Origin of the sequence: Kocuria sp. NPDC057446, from assembly GCF_042802875.1 — a bacterium.
Classification (GTDB): Bacteria; Actinomycetota; Actinomycetes; order Actinomycetales; family Micrococcaceae; genus Kocuria.
The window spans coordinates 1-14,936 of sequence record NZ_JBHVDI010000031.1 but is presented as its reverse complement, the minus strand read 5'-3'; the positions used below and the strand labels follow the sequence as shown (position 1 = coordinate 14,936).

General features: G+C 72.3%; 15 protein-coding genes. 4 read left to right on the top strand and 11 right to left on the bottom strand.

Features of this window, described 5'->3' with window-relative positions:
* Positions 1-2: 2 nt before the first annotated feature.
* The 4 genes from ACFU0Y_RS06025 to ACFU0Y_RS06010 all read right to left on the bottom strand — a co-directional run bounded on the left by ACFU0Y_RS06025 (position 3) and on the right by ACFU0Y_RS06010 (position 3,634).
* Entirely contained in the window at positions 3-530 is a 528-nt protein-coding gene (locus tag ACFU0Y_RS06025; protein ID WP_380213550.1) for a hypothetical protein, read from the bottom strand.
* A gap of 157 nt (positions 531-687) precedes the next feature.
* Positions 688-1,248, bottom strand: coding sequence for a hypothetical protein (locus tag ACFU0Y_RS06020; protein ID WP_380213548.1), 561 nt, complete (start codon positions 1,246-1,248; stop codon positions 688-690).
* Positions 1,249-1,403: 155 nt separating this feature from the next.
* Entirely contained in the window at positions 1,404-2,921 is a 1,518-nt protein-coding gene (gene menE, locus ACFU0Y_RS06015) for an o-succinylbenzoate--CoA ligase (protein WP_380213547.1), read from the bottom strand.
* A 230-nt stretch (positions 2,922-3,151) separates the two neighbouring features.
* Entirely contained in the window at positions 3,152-3,634 is a 483-nt protein-coding gene (locus ACFU0Y_RS06010) for a MarR family winged helix-turn-helix transcriptional regulator (protein WP_380213546.1), read from the bottom strand.
* A gap of 183 nt (positions 3,635-3,817) precedes the next feature.
* Between ACFU0Y_RS06010 and ACFU0Y_RS06005 the strand changes: the two genes are divergently transcribed.
* The 4 genes from ACFU0Y_RS06005 (at position 3,818) to ACFU0Y_RS05990 (ending at position 7,419) form a co-directional block, all read left to right on the top strand.
* Positions 3,818-4,774 carry an SDR family NAD(P)-dependent oxidoreductase gene (locus ACFU0Y_RS06005; protein WP_380213545.1) on the top strand — a complete coding sequence of 319 codons (957 nt, stop codon included), beginning with the start codon at positions 3,818-3,820 and terminating at the stop codon, positions 4,772-4,774.
* A gap of 59 nt (positions 4,775-4,833) precedes the next feature.
* The gene (locus ACFU0Y_RS06000; RefSeq protein WP_380213565.1) at positions 4,834-5,679 is read left to right on the top strand and encodes an amidohydrolase family protein; all 846 of its coding nucleotides are present in this window, start codon (positions 4,834-4,836) and stop codon (positions 5,677-5,679) included.
* Positions 5,676-6,869, top strand: coding sequence for an acyl-CoA dehydrogenase family protein (locus ACFU0Y_RS05995; protein ID WP_380213544.1), 1,194 nt, complete (start codon positions 5,676-5,678; stop codon positions 6,867-6,869). Before ACFU0Y_RS06000 ends, ACFU0Y_RS05995 begins: the two co-directional genes overlap by 4 nt.
* Before the next feature lie 73 nt (positions 6,870-6,942).
* Positions 6,943-7,419, top strand: coding sequence for a MaoC family dehydratase (locus ACFU0Y_RS05990; protein ID WP_380213543.1), 477 nt, complete (start codon positions 6,943-6,945; stop codon positions 7,417-7,419).
* 120 nt (positions 7,420-7,539) lie between these two features.
* On the opposite strand, the gene ACFU0Y_RS05985 is transcribed toward ACFU0Y_RS05990, so the two are convergent.
* The 7 genes from ACFU0Y_RS05985 to ACFU0Y_RS05955 all read right to left on the bottom strand — a co-directional run bounded on the left by ACFU0Y_RS05985 (position 7,540) and on the right by ACFU0Y_RS05955 (position 14,580).
* The gene (locus ACFU0Y_RS05985) at positions 7,540-8,721 is read right to left on the bottom strand and encodes an NADP-dependent malic enzyme (RefSeq protein WP_380213542.1); all 1,182 of its coding nucleotides are present in this window, start codon (positions 8,719-8,721) and stop codon (positions 7,540-7,542) included.
* A 205-nt stretch (positions 8,722-8,926) separates the two neighbouring features.
* Positions 8,927-9,547: a superoxide dismutase gene (locus ACFU0Y_RS05980; protein WP_017831745.1), complete on the bottom strand. Its 621-nt coding sequence runs from the start codon at positions 9,545-9,547 to the stop codon at positions 8,927-8,929.
* A 117-nt stretch (positions 9,548-9,664) separates the two neighbouring features.
* A complete protein-coding gene (locus ACFU0Y_RS05975; protein ID WP_380213541.1) occupies positions 9,665-10,237 on the bottom strand; it encodes an SRPBCC family protein in 573 nt (190 codons plus the stop codon).
* Positions 10,238-10,708: 471 nt separating this feature from the next.
* Positions 10,709-11,929, bottom strand: a complete 1,221-nt coding sequence (locus ACFU0Y_RS05970; protein WP_380213540.1) for an MFS transporter — start codon at positions 11,927-11,929, stop codon at positions 10,709-10,711.
* The gene (locus ACFU0Y_RS05965) at positions 11,926-12,312 is read right to left on the bottom strand and encodes a DMT family transporter (protein ID WP_380213539.1); all 387 of its coding nucleotides are present in this window, start codon (positions 12,310-12,312) and stop codon (positions 11,926-11,928) included. Before ACFU0Y_RS05965 ends, ACFU0Y_RS05970 begins: the two co-directional genes overlap by 4 nt.
* Positions 12,302-12,652 carry a DMT family transporter gene (locus tag ACFU0Y_RS05960; protein ID WP_380213538.1) on the bottom strand — a complete coding sequence of 117 codons (351 nt, stop codon included), beginning with the start codon at positions 12,650-12,652 and terminating at the stop codon, positions 12,302-12,304. Before ACFU0Y_RS05960 ends, ACFU0Y_RS05965 begins: the two co-directional genes overlap by 11 nt.
* Complete coding sequence (locus ACFU0Y_RS05955; protein ID WP_380213536.1) at positions 12,625-14,580, bottom strand: amylosucrase; 1,956 nt, start codon at positions 14,578-14,580, stop codon at positions 12,625-12,627. Before ACFU0Y_RS05955 ends, ACFU0Y_RS05960 begins: the two co-directional genes overlap by 28 nt.
* Between the last annotated feature and the right edge of the window lie 356 nt (positions 14,581-14,936).

The following is a 14,936-nucleotide window of genomic DNA, read 5'->3' as shown; positions in this document are numbered from 1 at the left end:
GCTCAGCCGACCGGCACCGGGTGCTGCACCCCGTCGTGCACCACCGCCAGGACCGGCTCGCCCTGGTGCTCCACGGTCCGCGAGCTCTCCGGCACCAGGATCCAGGACGGGTCGGGGCACGAGTGGGGCGCGGGTCCCTCGGGCACGGCGCTCGAGGCGCCCCGGCCGTCGAAGCCCTGCAGCGTGAAGCCGACGAGCGTCCGCCACCACAGCCGGCTCGGCGTGCTCGCGACCCCCCGGGTCTCGGTCACCACCAGGTCCGTCCGCAGCGCCACGACCTCGGGGGTGCCCGGCCGGACGCACTCCCACGAGATCCCGGTCACCGACTCGGACTCGGCCACGAACTCGAGCGAGGCCGCGTTGGCCCGCAGCGTCTCGTCGTCCCAGCCGAGCGCGGCCCTGGCGTCGGCGCCGGTCACGAAACCGGTGCCGTCCTCGTGGAGCTGCGTGGCCGCCCACACGGGCGCCACCAGACCGATCGACACCCCCGCCGCCGCGAGAGCCGCCAGTACCGCGATGACCTTGTTCATGTGCTTCCCCGTTCCCCTGTCCCCCGACGCCGGGGACGAGCTCCCGGGTCGTTTTTCCGAACGCTAATGCACGCACGGGGCGGGAGCCAGCGGTGTGACGCTTCTGTGACCCCGTTCCGACGTGGGACGACTCACCTCGGGCCGCCCGGCACGGAGCTCAGGCCGCCGCGTTCTGGGTGCTGGGCACACGGTGCGCCACGCCCTCGTGCACCACGTCGAGGGCAGGCCCCTCGTGGGTCCGCGCCCGTTCCGTGGAGCGCGGCACCCGGGACCAGGCGGCGCCCTCGCCCTCGTCCCCGGGGCAGGCGTCGAGGGCGGGGCCCTCGACCACCGTGACGGCCACGGCGTCCTCGGCGAAGCCCCGCAGCTCGAAGCCCGTGACGGCGCCCGTCACGGAGCTGCGCTGGACGGCGGTGACCAGGGCGGCCCGGACCGTCGTCGTCGTCCGTCGTTCCTGCACGGCCACGGCGCCGGTGGACTCCTGCACGCACTCCCACGCGGCCGTGGCCACGGTGACCGTCTCCGCGACGAGGTCCAGCTCCGCGGCGGAGGTCAGCAACCGGTCGTTGCCCCAGCCCACGGCCCGCAGGACGTCCTCCCGGCCCACGGAACCCGTGCCGTCGGCGTGCAGCGTCACGGCCGCCGCGGCCGGCACGGTCAGTCCCACGGACGCGGCCGTCACCGCGATCACCACGAGCACCAGCAGTCTCCTGCCCACGCGATCTCCCCCCGATCTCCTCCTGTCCCCCGACAGGAGCTCGGCCGTCAGGCCGTGCTGGGGAGGCTAATGAAAAGTCGTGGACGCGTCCAGTCGGACGGCATGCCGCGGCCCGGAGGGTCGTCGTCCGGTGCGCCGGCGACCGGCCCCGCGGCTCAGCCGGCGGCCTGCTCGCGCAGGATGTTCTTGCGGATCTTGCCGGACGCGGTCCGGGGCATCTCGTCCACGAGGCTCAGCGTCTTGGGCACCTTGTAGCGGGCCAGGCGCCCGGCCAGGTGCTCCTGGAGCCGTTCCGCGGTGAGCTCCCGGCCCTCCCGGGGGACGACGACGGCGTGCGGCACCTCGCCCCACTTCTCGTCGGGCACGCCGATGACCGCCACGGCGGCCACCTCCGGGAGCTCGAGGATCGCCGCCTCGACCTCCGCCGGATAGACGTTCTCCCCGCCCGAGATGATCATGTCCTTGATCCGGTCCGAGACGAACAGGTAGCCGTCCTCGTCGAGGTAGCCCAGGTCCCCGGAGTGGAACCAGTCCCCGTCGAAGGAGGCGGCCGCGTCCGGGCGGTTCCAGTACTCCCGGATGACGTTGGGGCCCGAGAGCAGGATCTCCCCGGCCTCACCGGGCCCCACGGGCTCCCCGGCGGCGTCCACGATCCGCACGTCGGAGAAGAAGTGCGGCAGCCCGGAGGAGCCCGCCTTCTCGCGGGACTTCGCCGCCGGCAGGTTGGTGGCCCCCGGCGCGGTCTCGGTCATGCCGTAGCTGGCGGTGAAGGCCAGCCCCCGGTCCTCGTAGGCGTCCAGGACCCGCACGGGCACGGCGGAGCCGCCGCAGGTGAGCTTGCGCAGGGAGGACAGGTCCGTGCTGCCCCAGTCCGGGTGCTCGCACAGCATCTGGTAGGTCGTCGGCACGCCCGACAGCCAGGTGACGCGGTGGGCCTCGATGAGCTCCAGGACCCGGGCGGGCACGAACTTGGACTCGAGCACCAGCGTGGCGCCCTTGAGCAGGGTCGGCAGCACCCCCATCCCCAGCGAGGCCACGTGGAACATCGGCGAGATCATGAGCGCGACGTCGTCGGCCGCCACGTCGTAGTCCACCAGGACGTTGACGCAGTTCCAGGTGAGGTTGCCGTGGGTCAGGCACGCGCCCTTCGGCCGGCCGGTGGTCCCCGAGGTGTAGAGGACCACCGCGAGGTCGTCCAGCGACACCGGGACGTCCTCCGTCCAGGGCTCGGCCGCCGCGATCACCGTGCCGAGGGCGGGGACCCCGTCCACGTCCTCCTCGGCCACGACCCAGCGGGGCACGTGCGCCAGCTCCCTGGCCGCCGGCTCGGCCAGGCCCGCCAGGGCGGCGTCGTGGATCAGCACCGAGACGTCCGCGTCCTCGAGCTGGTAGCGGATCTCGGGGACGGCCAGGCGCGTGTTGAGGGGGACGAGCACCGCACCGAGCGTTCCCGCCGCGAACATCGCCTCGAGGAAGGCCGGGCTGTTCTCCCCCAGGAAGGCCACGCGGTCCCCGGGACCCACGCCCTGGCCGGAGAGGGCCGTCGCCAGGCGCCGGGACCGGTCGTGCAGCTCGCGATAGGTCAGCGTGCGCTCGCCGTGGACCACGGCCACCTTGGGCCCGGACTTCTCCAGCCTTCGGACGAGCCAGGATCCCAGTCCTTGATTGCGCATGCGGGTGCCTCCTCAGGCGATCGCCAAAGACAATAGTTGAAAATATCCACTATTCCTGACTCCAGGGTAGTGAGACTCGGATCACGTTGTCCAGGGGGGCGCGCGACCTCTCCGGGACACCGGCGGCCGGCGGTCACGGCGACGGGCAGCGGAAAGGGCTCCGGCGTCGTCGGACGCGGAGGGAAAGGACGAGGAGGACGGAGTCCGGGCCGGAGCTCCGGCCCGGACTCCTAGAGGGCGGCCTTGCGCAGGAGGCGGAACAGCTCGTCCCGCTCGGCGACGGACAGCCCGGTGAGCGATTCCTCGGTGGAGCGGGTCACGAGGTCCCTCGCCTGGCCGTAGAGGCTCCGCCCGGCGGCGGTGGGGGCGAGGATCTTCGAGCGGCGGTCACGGGGATCCGTGCGGCGCTCGACGGCACCCCGGTGCTCCAGCTCGTCGATGATCGACACGATCTGGCTGGGGTCCAGCACGAGGAACTGGCTGAGCTCCCGCTGGGTCGGCTCCTCGCCGCTGCACGCGAGGGCCAGGACGGAGTAGTGGCGCACCTTCAGGCCGAGTTCGGCGAGGACCCCGTTCGCCCCCGCCGACCCGGTGGAGGCCAGGCGGGCCGCCAGGAACAACGGCTCGGCGGCGAGGTCGGTGTGCGCCAGGCGCTCGATGCCGCCGATCCGGGGCGTCTCCTCGTCGACCGAGGTGGTCGTGCGTGGCGTCATGGCGTGGATCCTCCGGCAGGTGGGGTGGGCCTCCAGTCTAGAAGACGGGTGAGACCACCATAGGTGGAGATCCTTAACTGTTGACTTTCTCAATGGTCTGCAGTGGAATGGGCGTGAAGCCGGCGCAGCGACAGATCCCACCGGCAGCGGCCCTGCCCGTACCGAGCACAAGGAGTCCATCCCATGACCGACCCCAGCACCGCCCCTCTCGCCGGCAAGGTCGCCGTCGTCACCGGCTCCGGTCAGGGCCTGGGTCTGGCCTACGCCCAGGAGCTCGCCCGCCAGGGCGCGGCCGTGGTGATCAACGACGTGAAGCAGGAGATCGCCGAGGACGCCGTCGCCTCCATCACCGCCGCCGGCGGGCAGGCCGTGGCCGTCGTGGCACCCGTGGGCTCCACCGAGACCGCCACCGCGCTCGTGAACGGCGCCGTGGAGGCCTTCGGCCGCCTCGACATCCTGGTGACCAACGCCGGCGTGCTGCGCGACAAGTCCGTCCTGAAGATGACCGACGAGGACTTCGACCTGGTCATCCAGGTCCACCTGCGCGGGACCTTCACCTGCGCCCGCGAGGCCTACCGGTACTTCAAGGAGAACGGGGTCCCCGGCCGGATCATCACCATCGGCTCCCCCACCGGCCAGTACGGCAACTTCGGCCAGACCAACTACGCCGCCGCGAAGGCCGGGATCGTGGGCATGGTCCGCACCTGGGCGCTCGAGATGAAGAAGGCCGGCGTCACCGCCAACGCCGTCATCCCCGTGGCCGCCACCGCGATGACCGAGACCATCCCCTTCTTCGCCTCCGCCGTCGAGGCCGACCGGCGCGGTGAGCCGATGCCCGAGTTCTTCCGCAAGGACCTCGGGTTCGGCAACGCCGCCGACGTCGCCGGCCTGATCGCCTGGCTCGCCTCCGACGACGCCGCCGGCGTCACCGGCCAGGCCATCGGCGCCGGCGGCGACCGGCTCCAGGTCTTCAGCCACCCCCGCCCCGTGGTCACCGAGTACCGCGACGGCGGCTGGACCTTCGAGGCCCTGCGCGAGGCGTTCCCCGCGATCATCGAGGGCAGCCTCCAGCCGGTCGGCGAGACCCTGCCCACGCTGCCGGAGGAGCTTCGGCCCGAGTCCGCGACCCAGCAGCCCTAGGAGGGACCACCGTGCGCTACGAGTACGGTCTCGACCTCGCGTCCCTGGACGCGATCGACATGCACGTGCACATCGAGTGCTCCGACCACGGGCACCCGTCCCTGCCCGCTGCGCTCACCGAGGCCTCGGCGAAGTACTTCAAGTCCGAGGACCGCTCCCCGTCCCTGGACACCATCGCCGAGCGCTACCGCGAGTGGCGGATGGCCGCGGTGGTCTTCACCGTGGACGCGACCACGGCCCTGGGGCACGAGCCGAACTCCATCGAGGAGATCGCCGAGGGCGCGGCCCGCAACAACGACGTGCTGATCCCCTTCGGCTCCGTGGACCCGCTGCAGGGCACCGCGGCGGTGGAGCGGGCCAGGAAGCTCGTCGAGGAGCACGGCGTGCGGGGCTTCAAGTTCCACCCGTCCCTGCAGGGCTTCGACCCCTCGGACGAGCGCTTCTACCCGCTGTATGCGGCGATCCAGGCCCTGGGCGTGCCCGCCCTGTTCCACACCGGCCAGAACGGCATGGGCGCCGGGCTGCCCGGGGGCGGCGGGATCAAGCTGGCCTACTCCAACCCGCTGCTGCTGGACGCGGTGGCCGCGGACTTCCCCGAGCTGCAGGTCATCATGGCCCACCCCTCGGTGCCGTGGCAGGAGGAGGCCAACTCCATCGCCACCCACAAGGCCAACGTCTGGATCGACCTCTCCGGGTGGTCGCCCAAGTACTTCCCGGAGTCCCTGGTGAAGGCCTCCAACCGGATGCTCCAGGACAAGGTGCTCTTCGGCACCGACTACCCGCTGATCACCCCGCAGAAGTGGCTGGGCGCCTTCGAGCAGCAGTCCTTCACGGACGAGGTCCGCCCCAAGATCCTCAAGGACAACGCGGTGCGCCTGCTCGGCCTGGACGGGGCGCGGGCATGAGCCCGCAGGACACCGAGCGCCTCTATCCCGACTGCGACCCCTACGGGATCGCGGAGAGGCTGACCGCGGCCGAGAAGGCACCGCTGCGCCGGCTGCGCCGGGTGCTCGAGGACGAGGTGCGCCCGCTGCTGGCCGAGTACTGGGAGGCCGGGGAGTTCCCCTACCAGGTCGCCCCGTCCCTGCACGCCCTGGACCTCATGACCCCGCCCGAGCTCACCGCCGACGGCGGAAGCCCCCGCTCGCTCTACCACGGGTTCCGGATCTTCGAGCTCGCCCGCACCGACGCCTCGATCGCCACGTTCTACACCGCCCAGGCCGGTCTGTTCCGCACGGCCTGCCGGGTGGGCGGCACACCGGAGCAGTTCGCCGTGTGGGACCCGAGGATCACCTCCTTCGAGATGACCGGGGTGTTCTGCCTGACCGAGCCCGAGCACGGCTCCGACATCGCCGGCGGGCTCGCCAGCACGGCCCGGCGCGAGGGCGACGAGTGGGTGCTCACCGGCGCCAAGCGCTGGATCGGCGGCGCCTTCACCGCCGACCTCCTCGCCGTCTTCGCCCGTGACGAGGCCGACGGGCAGGTCAAGGGCTTCCTCGTGGACCGCCAGGCCCCCGGTGTGCGGCTGGAGAAGATCCACGGCAAGACCTCCCTGCGGATGATGCAGAACGCCGACATCCACCTCGACCGGGTCCGGGTGCCGGAGTCCATGCGGCTCGGGAACGTGAACTCGTTCAAGGACGTCGCCGCGATGCTGCGCGCCATGCGCTCGGACGTCGCCTGGATCGCCACCGGCATCCAGGCCGGCGCCTACGAGGCCGCGCTGGCCTACGTGCGGGAGCGCGAGCAGTTCGGCCGCCCGATCGGCAGCTTCCAGCTCGTCCAGGAGAAGCTGGCCCGGATGCTCGGCAACCTCACCGCGTCCCTGACCATGGTCGCCGGTCTCGCCGAGCGCCAGCAGGACGGCGTCTACCGGGACGAGGACTCCGCCCTGGCGAAGATGTGGATCAGCCTGCACATGCGCGAGACCGTGGCGCTGGCCCGCGAGGTGGTCGGCGGCAACGGCATCACCCTGGCCCACGACGTCGCCCGCTTCCACGCCGACGCCGAGGCCGTCTACTCCTACGAGGGCACCCACGAGATCAACGCCCTCGTGGTGGGCCGGTCGATCACCGGCCGCAGCGCGTTCGTCTGAGCCGCCCGCCCGACCCCACCCGATCCACCACCACCGACACCACCGACACCACCGACACCACCGAGGACATGCCATGACCGAAGCACCGAGCCAGCCCCAGACCGTCGTCGCCTTCGACGAGGTGAAGGACCTCGTCGGCAAGAACCTCGGGCACTCCGCCTGGCGGGAGATCACCCAGGAGCAGGTGAACACGTTCGCCGACGCCACCGACGACCACCAGTGGATCCACGTGGACCCCGAGCGCGCCGCCGAGGGCCCCTTCGGCGCCCCGATCGCCCACGGCTTCCTGACCCTGTCCCTGCTCATCCCGATGTGGTCCGCGCTCTTCGACGTCACCGGGGTGCGGACCAAGGTCAACTACGGCCTCGACAAGGTCCGCTTCACCTCCCCGGTCAAGGTCGGCTCCCGGATCCGGATGACCGTGACCATCACCGACGTGCAGGAGGTCAAGGGCAACGGCCTGCACCTGGTGGCCGACGGCACGATCGAGATCGAGGGCGAGGAGCGGCCCGCCGTGGTGGCGACCTTCCTCAACCGCTTCTACGCCTGAGCGCGCCGCCTCCCGATCCGCGACGGCCCGGGGAACCACGTTCTTCCGTGGGTCCCCGGGCCGTCGCGGGTCGGTGGGTGCAGGAGGGTGCGAACCAGCTGCGGACAGGTGCGGACGAGGTCAGACGGCCGCCTCGGCCCGCGCGCAGGCGGCCACGGCCTCGGCCACGGCCGGGGCCACCCTCGGGTCCAGGACCGAGGGCACGATGTGGTCCGCGGCCAGTCCGTCCGCGGCCGCGATCGCCGCGATCGCCCGGGCGGCCTCCAGCTTCATCTGCGCCGTGATCTTCGTGGCCCCGGCGTCCAGAGCCCCGCGGAAGATCCCGGGAAAGGCCAGCACGTTGTTGATCTGGTTCGGGAAGTCGGACCGCCCGGTGGCCACCACGGAGGCGTACTTCGCCGCGACGTCGGGCATGATCTCCGGGTCCGGGTTGGCCAGGGCGAACACGACCGCCTCGTCCGCCAGCTCGGTCAGGTACTCCTCCGGGATCGTGCCGCCCGAGACGCCCACGAACACGTCGGCGCCCTCGAGGGCGTCCTTGGGCCCGCCGATCAGTCCGCGCGGATTGGTGCGCGCGGCGTAGTCGGCCTTGATCGCGTTGAGGTCGTCGCGCTCCCTGGAGACGATGCCGCGGGAGTCCATCAGCACCACGTCCGCGATGCCCTGGGCCAGCAGGATCTCGGTGATCGCGATCCCGGCCGCGCCGGCCCCGGCGACCACCACCTTCAGGCCGTCCAGGTCCTTGCCCACGAAGGCCGCGGCGTTGAGCAGGGCGGCCAGGACGACGACGGCAGTGCCGTGCTGGTCGTCGTGCATCACCGGGACGTCCAGCTGCTCGATCAGCCGCTGCTCGATCTCGAAGCAGCGCGGGGCGGAGATGTCCTCGAGGTTCACCGCCCCGAAGGACGGACGCAGCAGCGTGACCGTGCGCACGATCTCCTCGACGTCCTGGGTGTCCAGCACGATCGGGATGGAGTCCAGGTCCGCGAAGGTCTTGAACAGGGCGGCCTTGCCCTCCATCACCGGCAGGGACGCGGCCGGGCCGATGTCGCCCAGGCCCAGCACGGCGGAACCGTCGGAGACCACGGCCACGAGCCGGCCGGCCCAGGTGTGCGTCCTGGCCATGGCAGGGTCCGCGGCCACTGCGCGGGAGACCTCGGCGACGCCGGGGGTGTAGGCGATGGACAGGTCCCGGCGGGTGGCCAGCGGGGACCTCGAGACCACGGAGAGCTTCCCGCCCTCGTGGGAGGCGAAGATCTCCTCGCTCGTGATCGGGCCGGACTGCTGGTCGTCGTCGCTCATGCGGGGTCCTCGTGCTCTCGTCGTCGAGTGCGAACAGGGTCCCGGCCATTGTGCCCCACCGCGCGGAGACCGCACCCGCCCGTGTGACGCCCCGGGACCACCGCGGCGCGGCGGTCCGGGGCAGCACAGAGCCCCCGGACCGTGCGGTCCGGGGGCTCTGCTCGCGACGTCGCACGCCCGCGGCGCCGACGGTGCGGGACGGGGATCAGATGATGGACCGGCCCCCGGTGCGCGCCTTCTCGAAGCGCTCCTGGACGTCGGCCCAGTTCACGATGTTCCAGAAGGCCTTGACGTAGTCCGCCTTGACGTTCTGGTAGTCGAGGTAGAACGCGTGCTCCCACATGTCCAGCTGCAGCAGCGGGATCGTGGCGACCGGCACGCCGTTCTGCTGGTCGTACATCTGCTCGATGACCAGGTTGCCGCCGACGGGCTCGAGGGCGAGGATCGCCCAGCCGGAGCCCTGGATCGTGGTGGCCGCGGCGGTGAAGTGGTCGCGGAAGGCGTCGAAGGAGCCGAAGTGGTCCTCGATCGCCGCGGCGAGCTCACCGGTCGGCTTGTCCCCGCCCTCCGGGGAGAGGTTCTGCCAGAACACCGAGTGGTTCACGTGGCCACCGAGGTTGAACTGCAGGTCCTTGGACAGCTTGGCCGCGGCGGCGCCGTCACCGTTCGCGCGGGCCTCCGCCATCTTCTCCAGGGCGGTGTTGGCGCCGGCCACGTAGGTGGCGTGGTGCTTGTCGTGGTGCAGCTCCATGATCTTCGCGGAGATGTGGGGCTCGAGCGCCGCGTAGTCGTAGGGGAGATCGGGAAGGGTGTACTTCTCGGCCATAGGAGAATCCTTTCGATTGCTGTCGTGTGGTTCCACCCTCGTCCCGCGCGCGCGCAGGGGTCAAGGAGGTTCCGCCACCAGCGTACGGCGCCCTCCCGGACGGGTCCCGCCGGGGGCTCAGAAGAAGTCCGGCGGGCTCTCCAGCGGACAGCGGGGCGGGTGCGGGGTCAGCTGGGACGGGGCCGTGAACTCGTAGTCGCCCGTCTCGATCAGCCGCCGGAGCGCCTCGAGGGCGTTCCGGGCGCTGCGCCGGGCGGCCGGTTCCAGCAGGCGCCGGAGCCACGCCTTGGACTCCGTGAACCGCCCGTCCACGACCTTCTCGATCCGGGTGCCGCCCTCGACCTGCTCCCAGGTGATGGTCACCAGCAGGTCCACCACGCCCTTGGTGGTGCGCATCCCCAGGCGCCGGCCCGGGACGTGGTCGGAGACGATGTTCACGAAGGAGAAGCGGAAGGGGCCCACGCGCACCGTCGACTCGATCGACGTGCCGAGCTGCAGCACGGCCGTGCTCACCCGGTAGTTCTGCTCCGGGATGGGGTTCCAGCGGCGCAGGCACCCGGGGTCCAGGAGGACGCGCTCCACCAGCGCCGGCTCGGCCTCGACCACGGCGGTGTCCACCAGCCGGAACATCGTGGTACCGGTCAGCACCGGGGCCTCCGGCTCCCGGTCGGCTCCGTGCTGTCCGCGCACGGACTCCCCGCACGGACAGAATCAATTCGCATGTGCACGCATCTACTCTAGTGGCCGGTCGCCGTGCCCGCCGACCTCCCGGGTGCACAGGCGGTGGAGAACGTTGTCCACAGGTGTGGAGGAACGCCGGGGGAAGAGGGGGGTCGGCGGCCTCCCCAGCGGGTGACCGGTGCCGTCGCAGGCCAGGGAGCGGTCGGCGGAAGGGACGGCGGCGTAATTCCACGGGTGGAAGTTATCCACGCTGTGGACAACGCCTGTGGAGAAGCTGTTGAGAAGACCGGGCCCGAGCGTCACGGAGCGTCGCACAGGGCACCGGAAGGCCCCCGGACGGGGGACGTCAGGTGCCGGGGACGGCCCCGGGCCGAGGACGGCACGGACCGGGAGCGGTCCGGATCATGCAACGGTGCCGCGTGCCGGGGCTCCTCGTCGGCGGGGCGGCACCGGCCGGGACGGTCTTCCCGGACGTCGCACCTAGCGGGACGCGCGAGCGCGCGCGAGAACAGCGAGCGCCGCGCAGCCCAGGTAGCAGACGAGCACCACGGCCCAGCCCACCGCGAAGGAGCCCGTCAGCTGGAGCAGGCCGCCGAGGACCAGCGGACCGGCGCAGAACCCCGCGTACAGGCCCATGGTCACCACGCCGGTGGAGGCGCCCACCCGCTCGGCCGGCACCGCGCGCATCGCCGCGGACATCACCACCACGCTCACCGCGAGCGCCGCCGCGCCGTGCAGGACGGCCGCCGGCCACACCGTCCACGCGAGGCCGGGGTGCAGGGGCGCCACGATCAGCAGGACGTCGCTCGCGGCCGCCCCCAGGGCCATGCCGGCCAGCAGGACGAAGCCGTCGGCGCGCGGCCGGTCCATCACGCGGGCCCACAGCACCCGGGACGCGATGCCCACGAGCGCGGAGACGGACACCGTGGCCCCGGCGGCCACGACGTCGAGGCCCAGCGCCCGGTGGGCGTAGAGCGGCAGGTAGACGTTGGCGGCCTGCGCCCCCAGGCCGGTCAGCGCAGCGGCCGCGGCGTAGGCGCGGACGGCCCCCGGCACCGCGGGCCGTGCGGCGGTCCGGACCGGCACCGGGAGGGGCTGCGCCGTCCGCGGCGGGCGTCCCGCCGGGGCGCCGGTGTGGTTGTCCGGGACCGTCCACCACCCGTGCACGAGCAGCAGCAGCACCACGCCCACGGCCACCAGCACGGCGGTGCGCCAGCCGAGCAGCAGGCCGAGCGCGGGGAAGGTCAGACCCGCCACGAGCTGCGAGGCCTGCACGCCGGCCTGCTTGATCCCGAGCCAGCTCGCGCGCCGCGGGGCGGGCACGTGCAGGCGGATGAGCCGGTTGGTCGCGGGGTTCGCCATGACCTGTCCCAGCCCCGAGAGCACCATGGCCAGGAGCAGCACGGCGTAGCCCGGCGCCGCGGCGGTCAGGAGCATCGCCAGCGCGGCCCCGCCGAACATCACGACCAGCAGGGTGCGGGCGCTCAGCCGGTCCGCCCAGCGGCCCGTGCGCACCGCGGTGAGGGCGGCGACGAAGAAGGTGGTGGTGGCGAGCAGCCCGAACTGCGTCTCCGTGAGCCCCAGGTCCTCGATCACGAGGGGGCTCATCGCCGAGAGGCTGTGGGTCAGCAGCGGACCGACCGCCATCGTGGCGGTGAGCACGAGCATGAGGTGGGCGCCCGGTCTGCGGCGCCGGGTCACCGGTCCTTCTCCGGGGTCGCCCGGTCGGCGGCGTGCAGGCCGGCGACGCACGCGACGATCCCCGCCAGGAAGAGGGCCTTCGCCCCGGAGAGGTGCTCCTGCCCCGTTCCGGCCGCCCACGCGACCGTGAGCACGGCACCGATGCCCGTCCACACGGCGTAGGCGGTGCCCATCGGGACCACCCGCGCGGCGCGCGCGAGGGTGAGCATGCTCAGCACCAGGGTCACGGCGAAGAGCAGCGCGGGACCCGGCCGCGAGAACCCCTGGGACGCGCCCAGGGCGGTGGCCCAGACCGCCTCCAGGATCCCGCTGACCACCAGCAGTGCCCAGGCCCGGGCGCGCCGGTCCCGCACGGCCGGCGCCGTCCCGGTCTCAGCCGGCAAGCTTGAGCCCGATCACGCAGCCCACGATGCCGAGCACCAGCAGGATCTTGAAGGGGGTCGCGGACTCGCGGCCGGTCAGCATGGACCAGGCCACGGTGAGGGCCGCGCCGATGCCCACCCAGACGGCGTACGCGGTGCCCGTGGGCAGCACGGACATGGCGTGGGCCAGACCGGCCAGGCTCACGGCGGCCGTCACCGCGAACACCGCGGTCGGCACGGGGCGGCGGAGGCCGTCCGAGGCCGCGAGCGCGGACGCCCACACGGCCTCGAGCACGCCGGAGAGCACCAGCACCGTCCACGCACCCACGGGGGTCAGCGCCTCGGCAGGACGCGGATCCACAGGAATCCGTGGGCGTCGAGCAGCAGACCGTGGCGCAGGTCGAGCTCGGTGTTGCCGTGCAGCTCGACGGCCTGGGGCAGGAACCCCGAGAGGGTCTCGCCCGTGACGAACTGGGACCAGTCGGAGAAGTTCGCCAGGCACAGCACCACCGTGTGGCCGCCGGGGCGCTGGTAGCCGAGCACGTGCGGGTTGCGCGCGTCGAACGGGATCAGCGTGTTGCCGTCGAACTCCGGGGAGTTCCGGCGCAGCTCGACCATCCGGCGGATGCCCCCGAAGATCCGGCCCTGCACGGAGAACAGCTCGTGGCGGCGCTCGTAGTCCTGGACCGGCCGGGGCGGGCGGTGCACCCACCGGGCGTCGCCGGCGTGGTCCGGGTCCTCGTTCCAGGCGGGGTCGTTGAGCTGGCCGACCTCGTCGCCCAGGTACAGCAGGGGGATGCCGCCGGTGCTCATGGCCACGGAGTGGGCGAGCAGCACACGGTCCACCGCGGAGGCCGGGTCCTCGGCGAGGCCGAGCAGCGAGGCCGTGGTCCCGCACACGCGGCAGTCCCCCGTGCGCGGGTTCTCCTGGAACGGGACGCCGTCCGCGAAGCTGCCGGGGTGGCGCCCGGTGTAGAAGGCGTTGAGGAAGCGGCGGTGGTCGTGGCCGTTCACGCCCAGCCGGGCGGCGTCCTCGTCCGAGAACGTCCAGCCGATGTCGTCGTGGCCGCGCACGTAGTCCACCCAGGCCGTGCCGGGCGGGAGGGCGTGGCGCTCCTCGAGGGCCTGCGCCAGCAGCTTCGGCTCGCGGGTGGCCATGGCCTCCCACGTCAGGGCCATCTGCAGCGGGTTGTAGGACAGCTGGCACTGGCCGGGCTCGATGTACCGGGCCACCTCGTCCGGGTGGACGATCGCCTCGGACTTGAACAGCACGGCCGGTGCGGCGATCCGGCACAGCGCGTTGTAGGCGCGCAGCAGCACGTGGGCCTGGGGCAGCGACTCGCACGTGGTGCCCAGCTGCTTCCAGATGAACGCGACGGCGTCCATGCGCAGCACCTCGACGCCCTGGGCGGCGAGGAACAGCATCTCCGCGGCCATCGCCCGGAAGACCGCGGGGTTGGTGTAGTTGAGGTCCCACTGGAAGGAGTAGAAGGTGCTCCACACCCACCGGGGGTCCTCCTCGGTGGCGCGGACGCGCGTGAAGGAGCCGGGGTGGTCGTCCGGGAAGATCTCCCGCGTGGTGCGCTCGAACTGCTCCGGGACGGTGCGGTCCGGGAAGATCCAGTAGTAGTCCTCGTACTCCTGCTCCCCCGCCGCGGCCCGGCGCGCCCACTCGTGCTCGTCGGAGGTGTGGTTGAAGACGAAGTCGAGGACCAGGCTGATCCCGTTCCGGCGCAGCTCGCGGCTGAGCTCGGCGAGCTCCTCCGTGGTCCCCAGTCCCGGGTCCACACGGCGGTACGACGACACCGCGTAGCCGCCGTCCGAGTTGCCCTCCGGCGCCTCGAACAGGGGCATGAGGTGGAGGTAGGTCAGGCCCAGCTCCCGGAAGTAGGGGATCTGCTCGCGGATCCCCTGCAGGTTGCCCGCGTACCGGTCCACGTAGCAGACCCCGCCGAGCATCTGCCGGGCGCCGAACCACGCGGGGTCCTGCTCGCGCCGGGCGTCCAGGGCCTTGAGGTCGTCGGGGCGCTCGGCCCAGGAGCGCGCCAGCTGCAGGCCGAGCTCGGCGAGCTGCTCGAGGAAGTCCTCGCGGTGGCCGTAGATCTCGGCGAAGAGGAGCGTCAGCCGGGGGAAGTGCTCGTCGAACCGGCGGTCGAAGTCCGTCCACCCCGTGCCCGGCAGGTCCGCCGGGCGACCCTCCTGGACCTTCTGGCGGACGCACGCGGTGATCACGCGTGCCTGGTTCTCCGGCGACAGGCCCGGGATCCCGGGCGTACTGGTGTTCGGCACACTGCTCCTTCGGTCGTCCACCCCGGGGCGGGGCGGTCTCCGAACTCGAGATCCTCCTTGACGACGAGCCCTCGGATGGTCAGGGACGTGCTGCCGCCGGCCGGCGGGAGCGGTCCGCCCCTCAGCATACTGATGCGCCCCCGGCTTTTCAGCGGATGACCCGGAGGTTCCTCCACATCCCTGTGCACAGAGTTTTCCACAGGTGTGGACGGTTGTTGGGGACAGCGTGGACGGAGGCCCGCCGCCGGCCTCCAGAAGCGCCGTGGCGGGCCCGCCGGTGCCGGGGGGACACCGCCGCCGGTGTGGAGAACCCTGTGCAGGGCGGGTGCCGCGTCCCGGGACCGCCGGGCCCGGGA

Coding starts and splice junctions, on each gene's coding strand:
- ACFU0Y_RS05995 (WP_380213544.1), top strand. CDS start 5,676: ATGAGCCCGCAGGACACCGAGCGCCTCTATCCCGACTGCGACCCCTAC.
- ACFU0Y_RS06010 (WP_380213546.1), bottom strand. CDS start 3,634: ATGACGCCACGCACGACCACCTCGGTCGACGAGGAGACGCCCCGGATC.
- ACFU0Y_RS06025 (WP_380213550.1), bottom strand. CDS start 530: ATGAACAAGGTCATCGCGGTACTGGCGGCTCTCGCGGCGGCGGGGGTG.
- menE (WP_380213547.1), bottom strand. CDS start 2,921: ATGCGCAATCAAGGACTGGGATCCTGGCTCGTCCGAAGGCTGGAGAAG.
- ACFU0Y_RS05985 (WP_380213542.1), bottom strand. CDS start 8,721: ATGAGCGACGACGACCAGCAGTCCGGCCCGATCACGAGCGAGGAGATC.
- ACFU0Y_RS05980 (WP_017831745.1), bottom strand. CDS start 9,547: ATGGCCGAGAAGTACACCCTTCCCGATCTCCCCTACGACTACGCGGCG.
- ACFU0Y_RS06000 (WP_380213565.1), top strand. CDS start 4,834: ATGCACGTGCACATCGAGTGCTCCGACCACGGGCACCCGTCCCTGCCC.
- ACFU0Y_RS05990 (WP_380213543.1), top strand. CDS start 6,943: ATGACCGAAGCACCGAGCCAGCCCCAGACCGTCGTCGCCTTCGACGAG.
- ACFU0Y_RS06005 (WP_380213545.1), top strand. CDS start 3,818: ATGACCGACCCCAGCACCGCCCCTCTCGCCGGCAAGGTCGCCGTCGTC.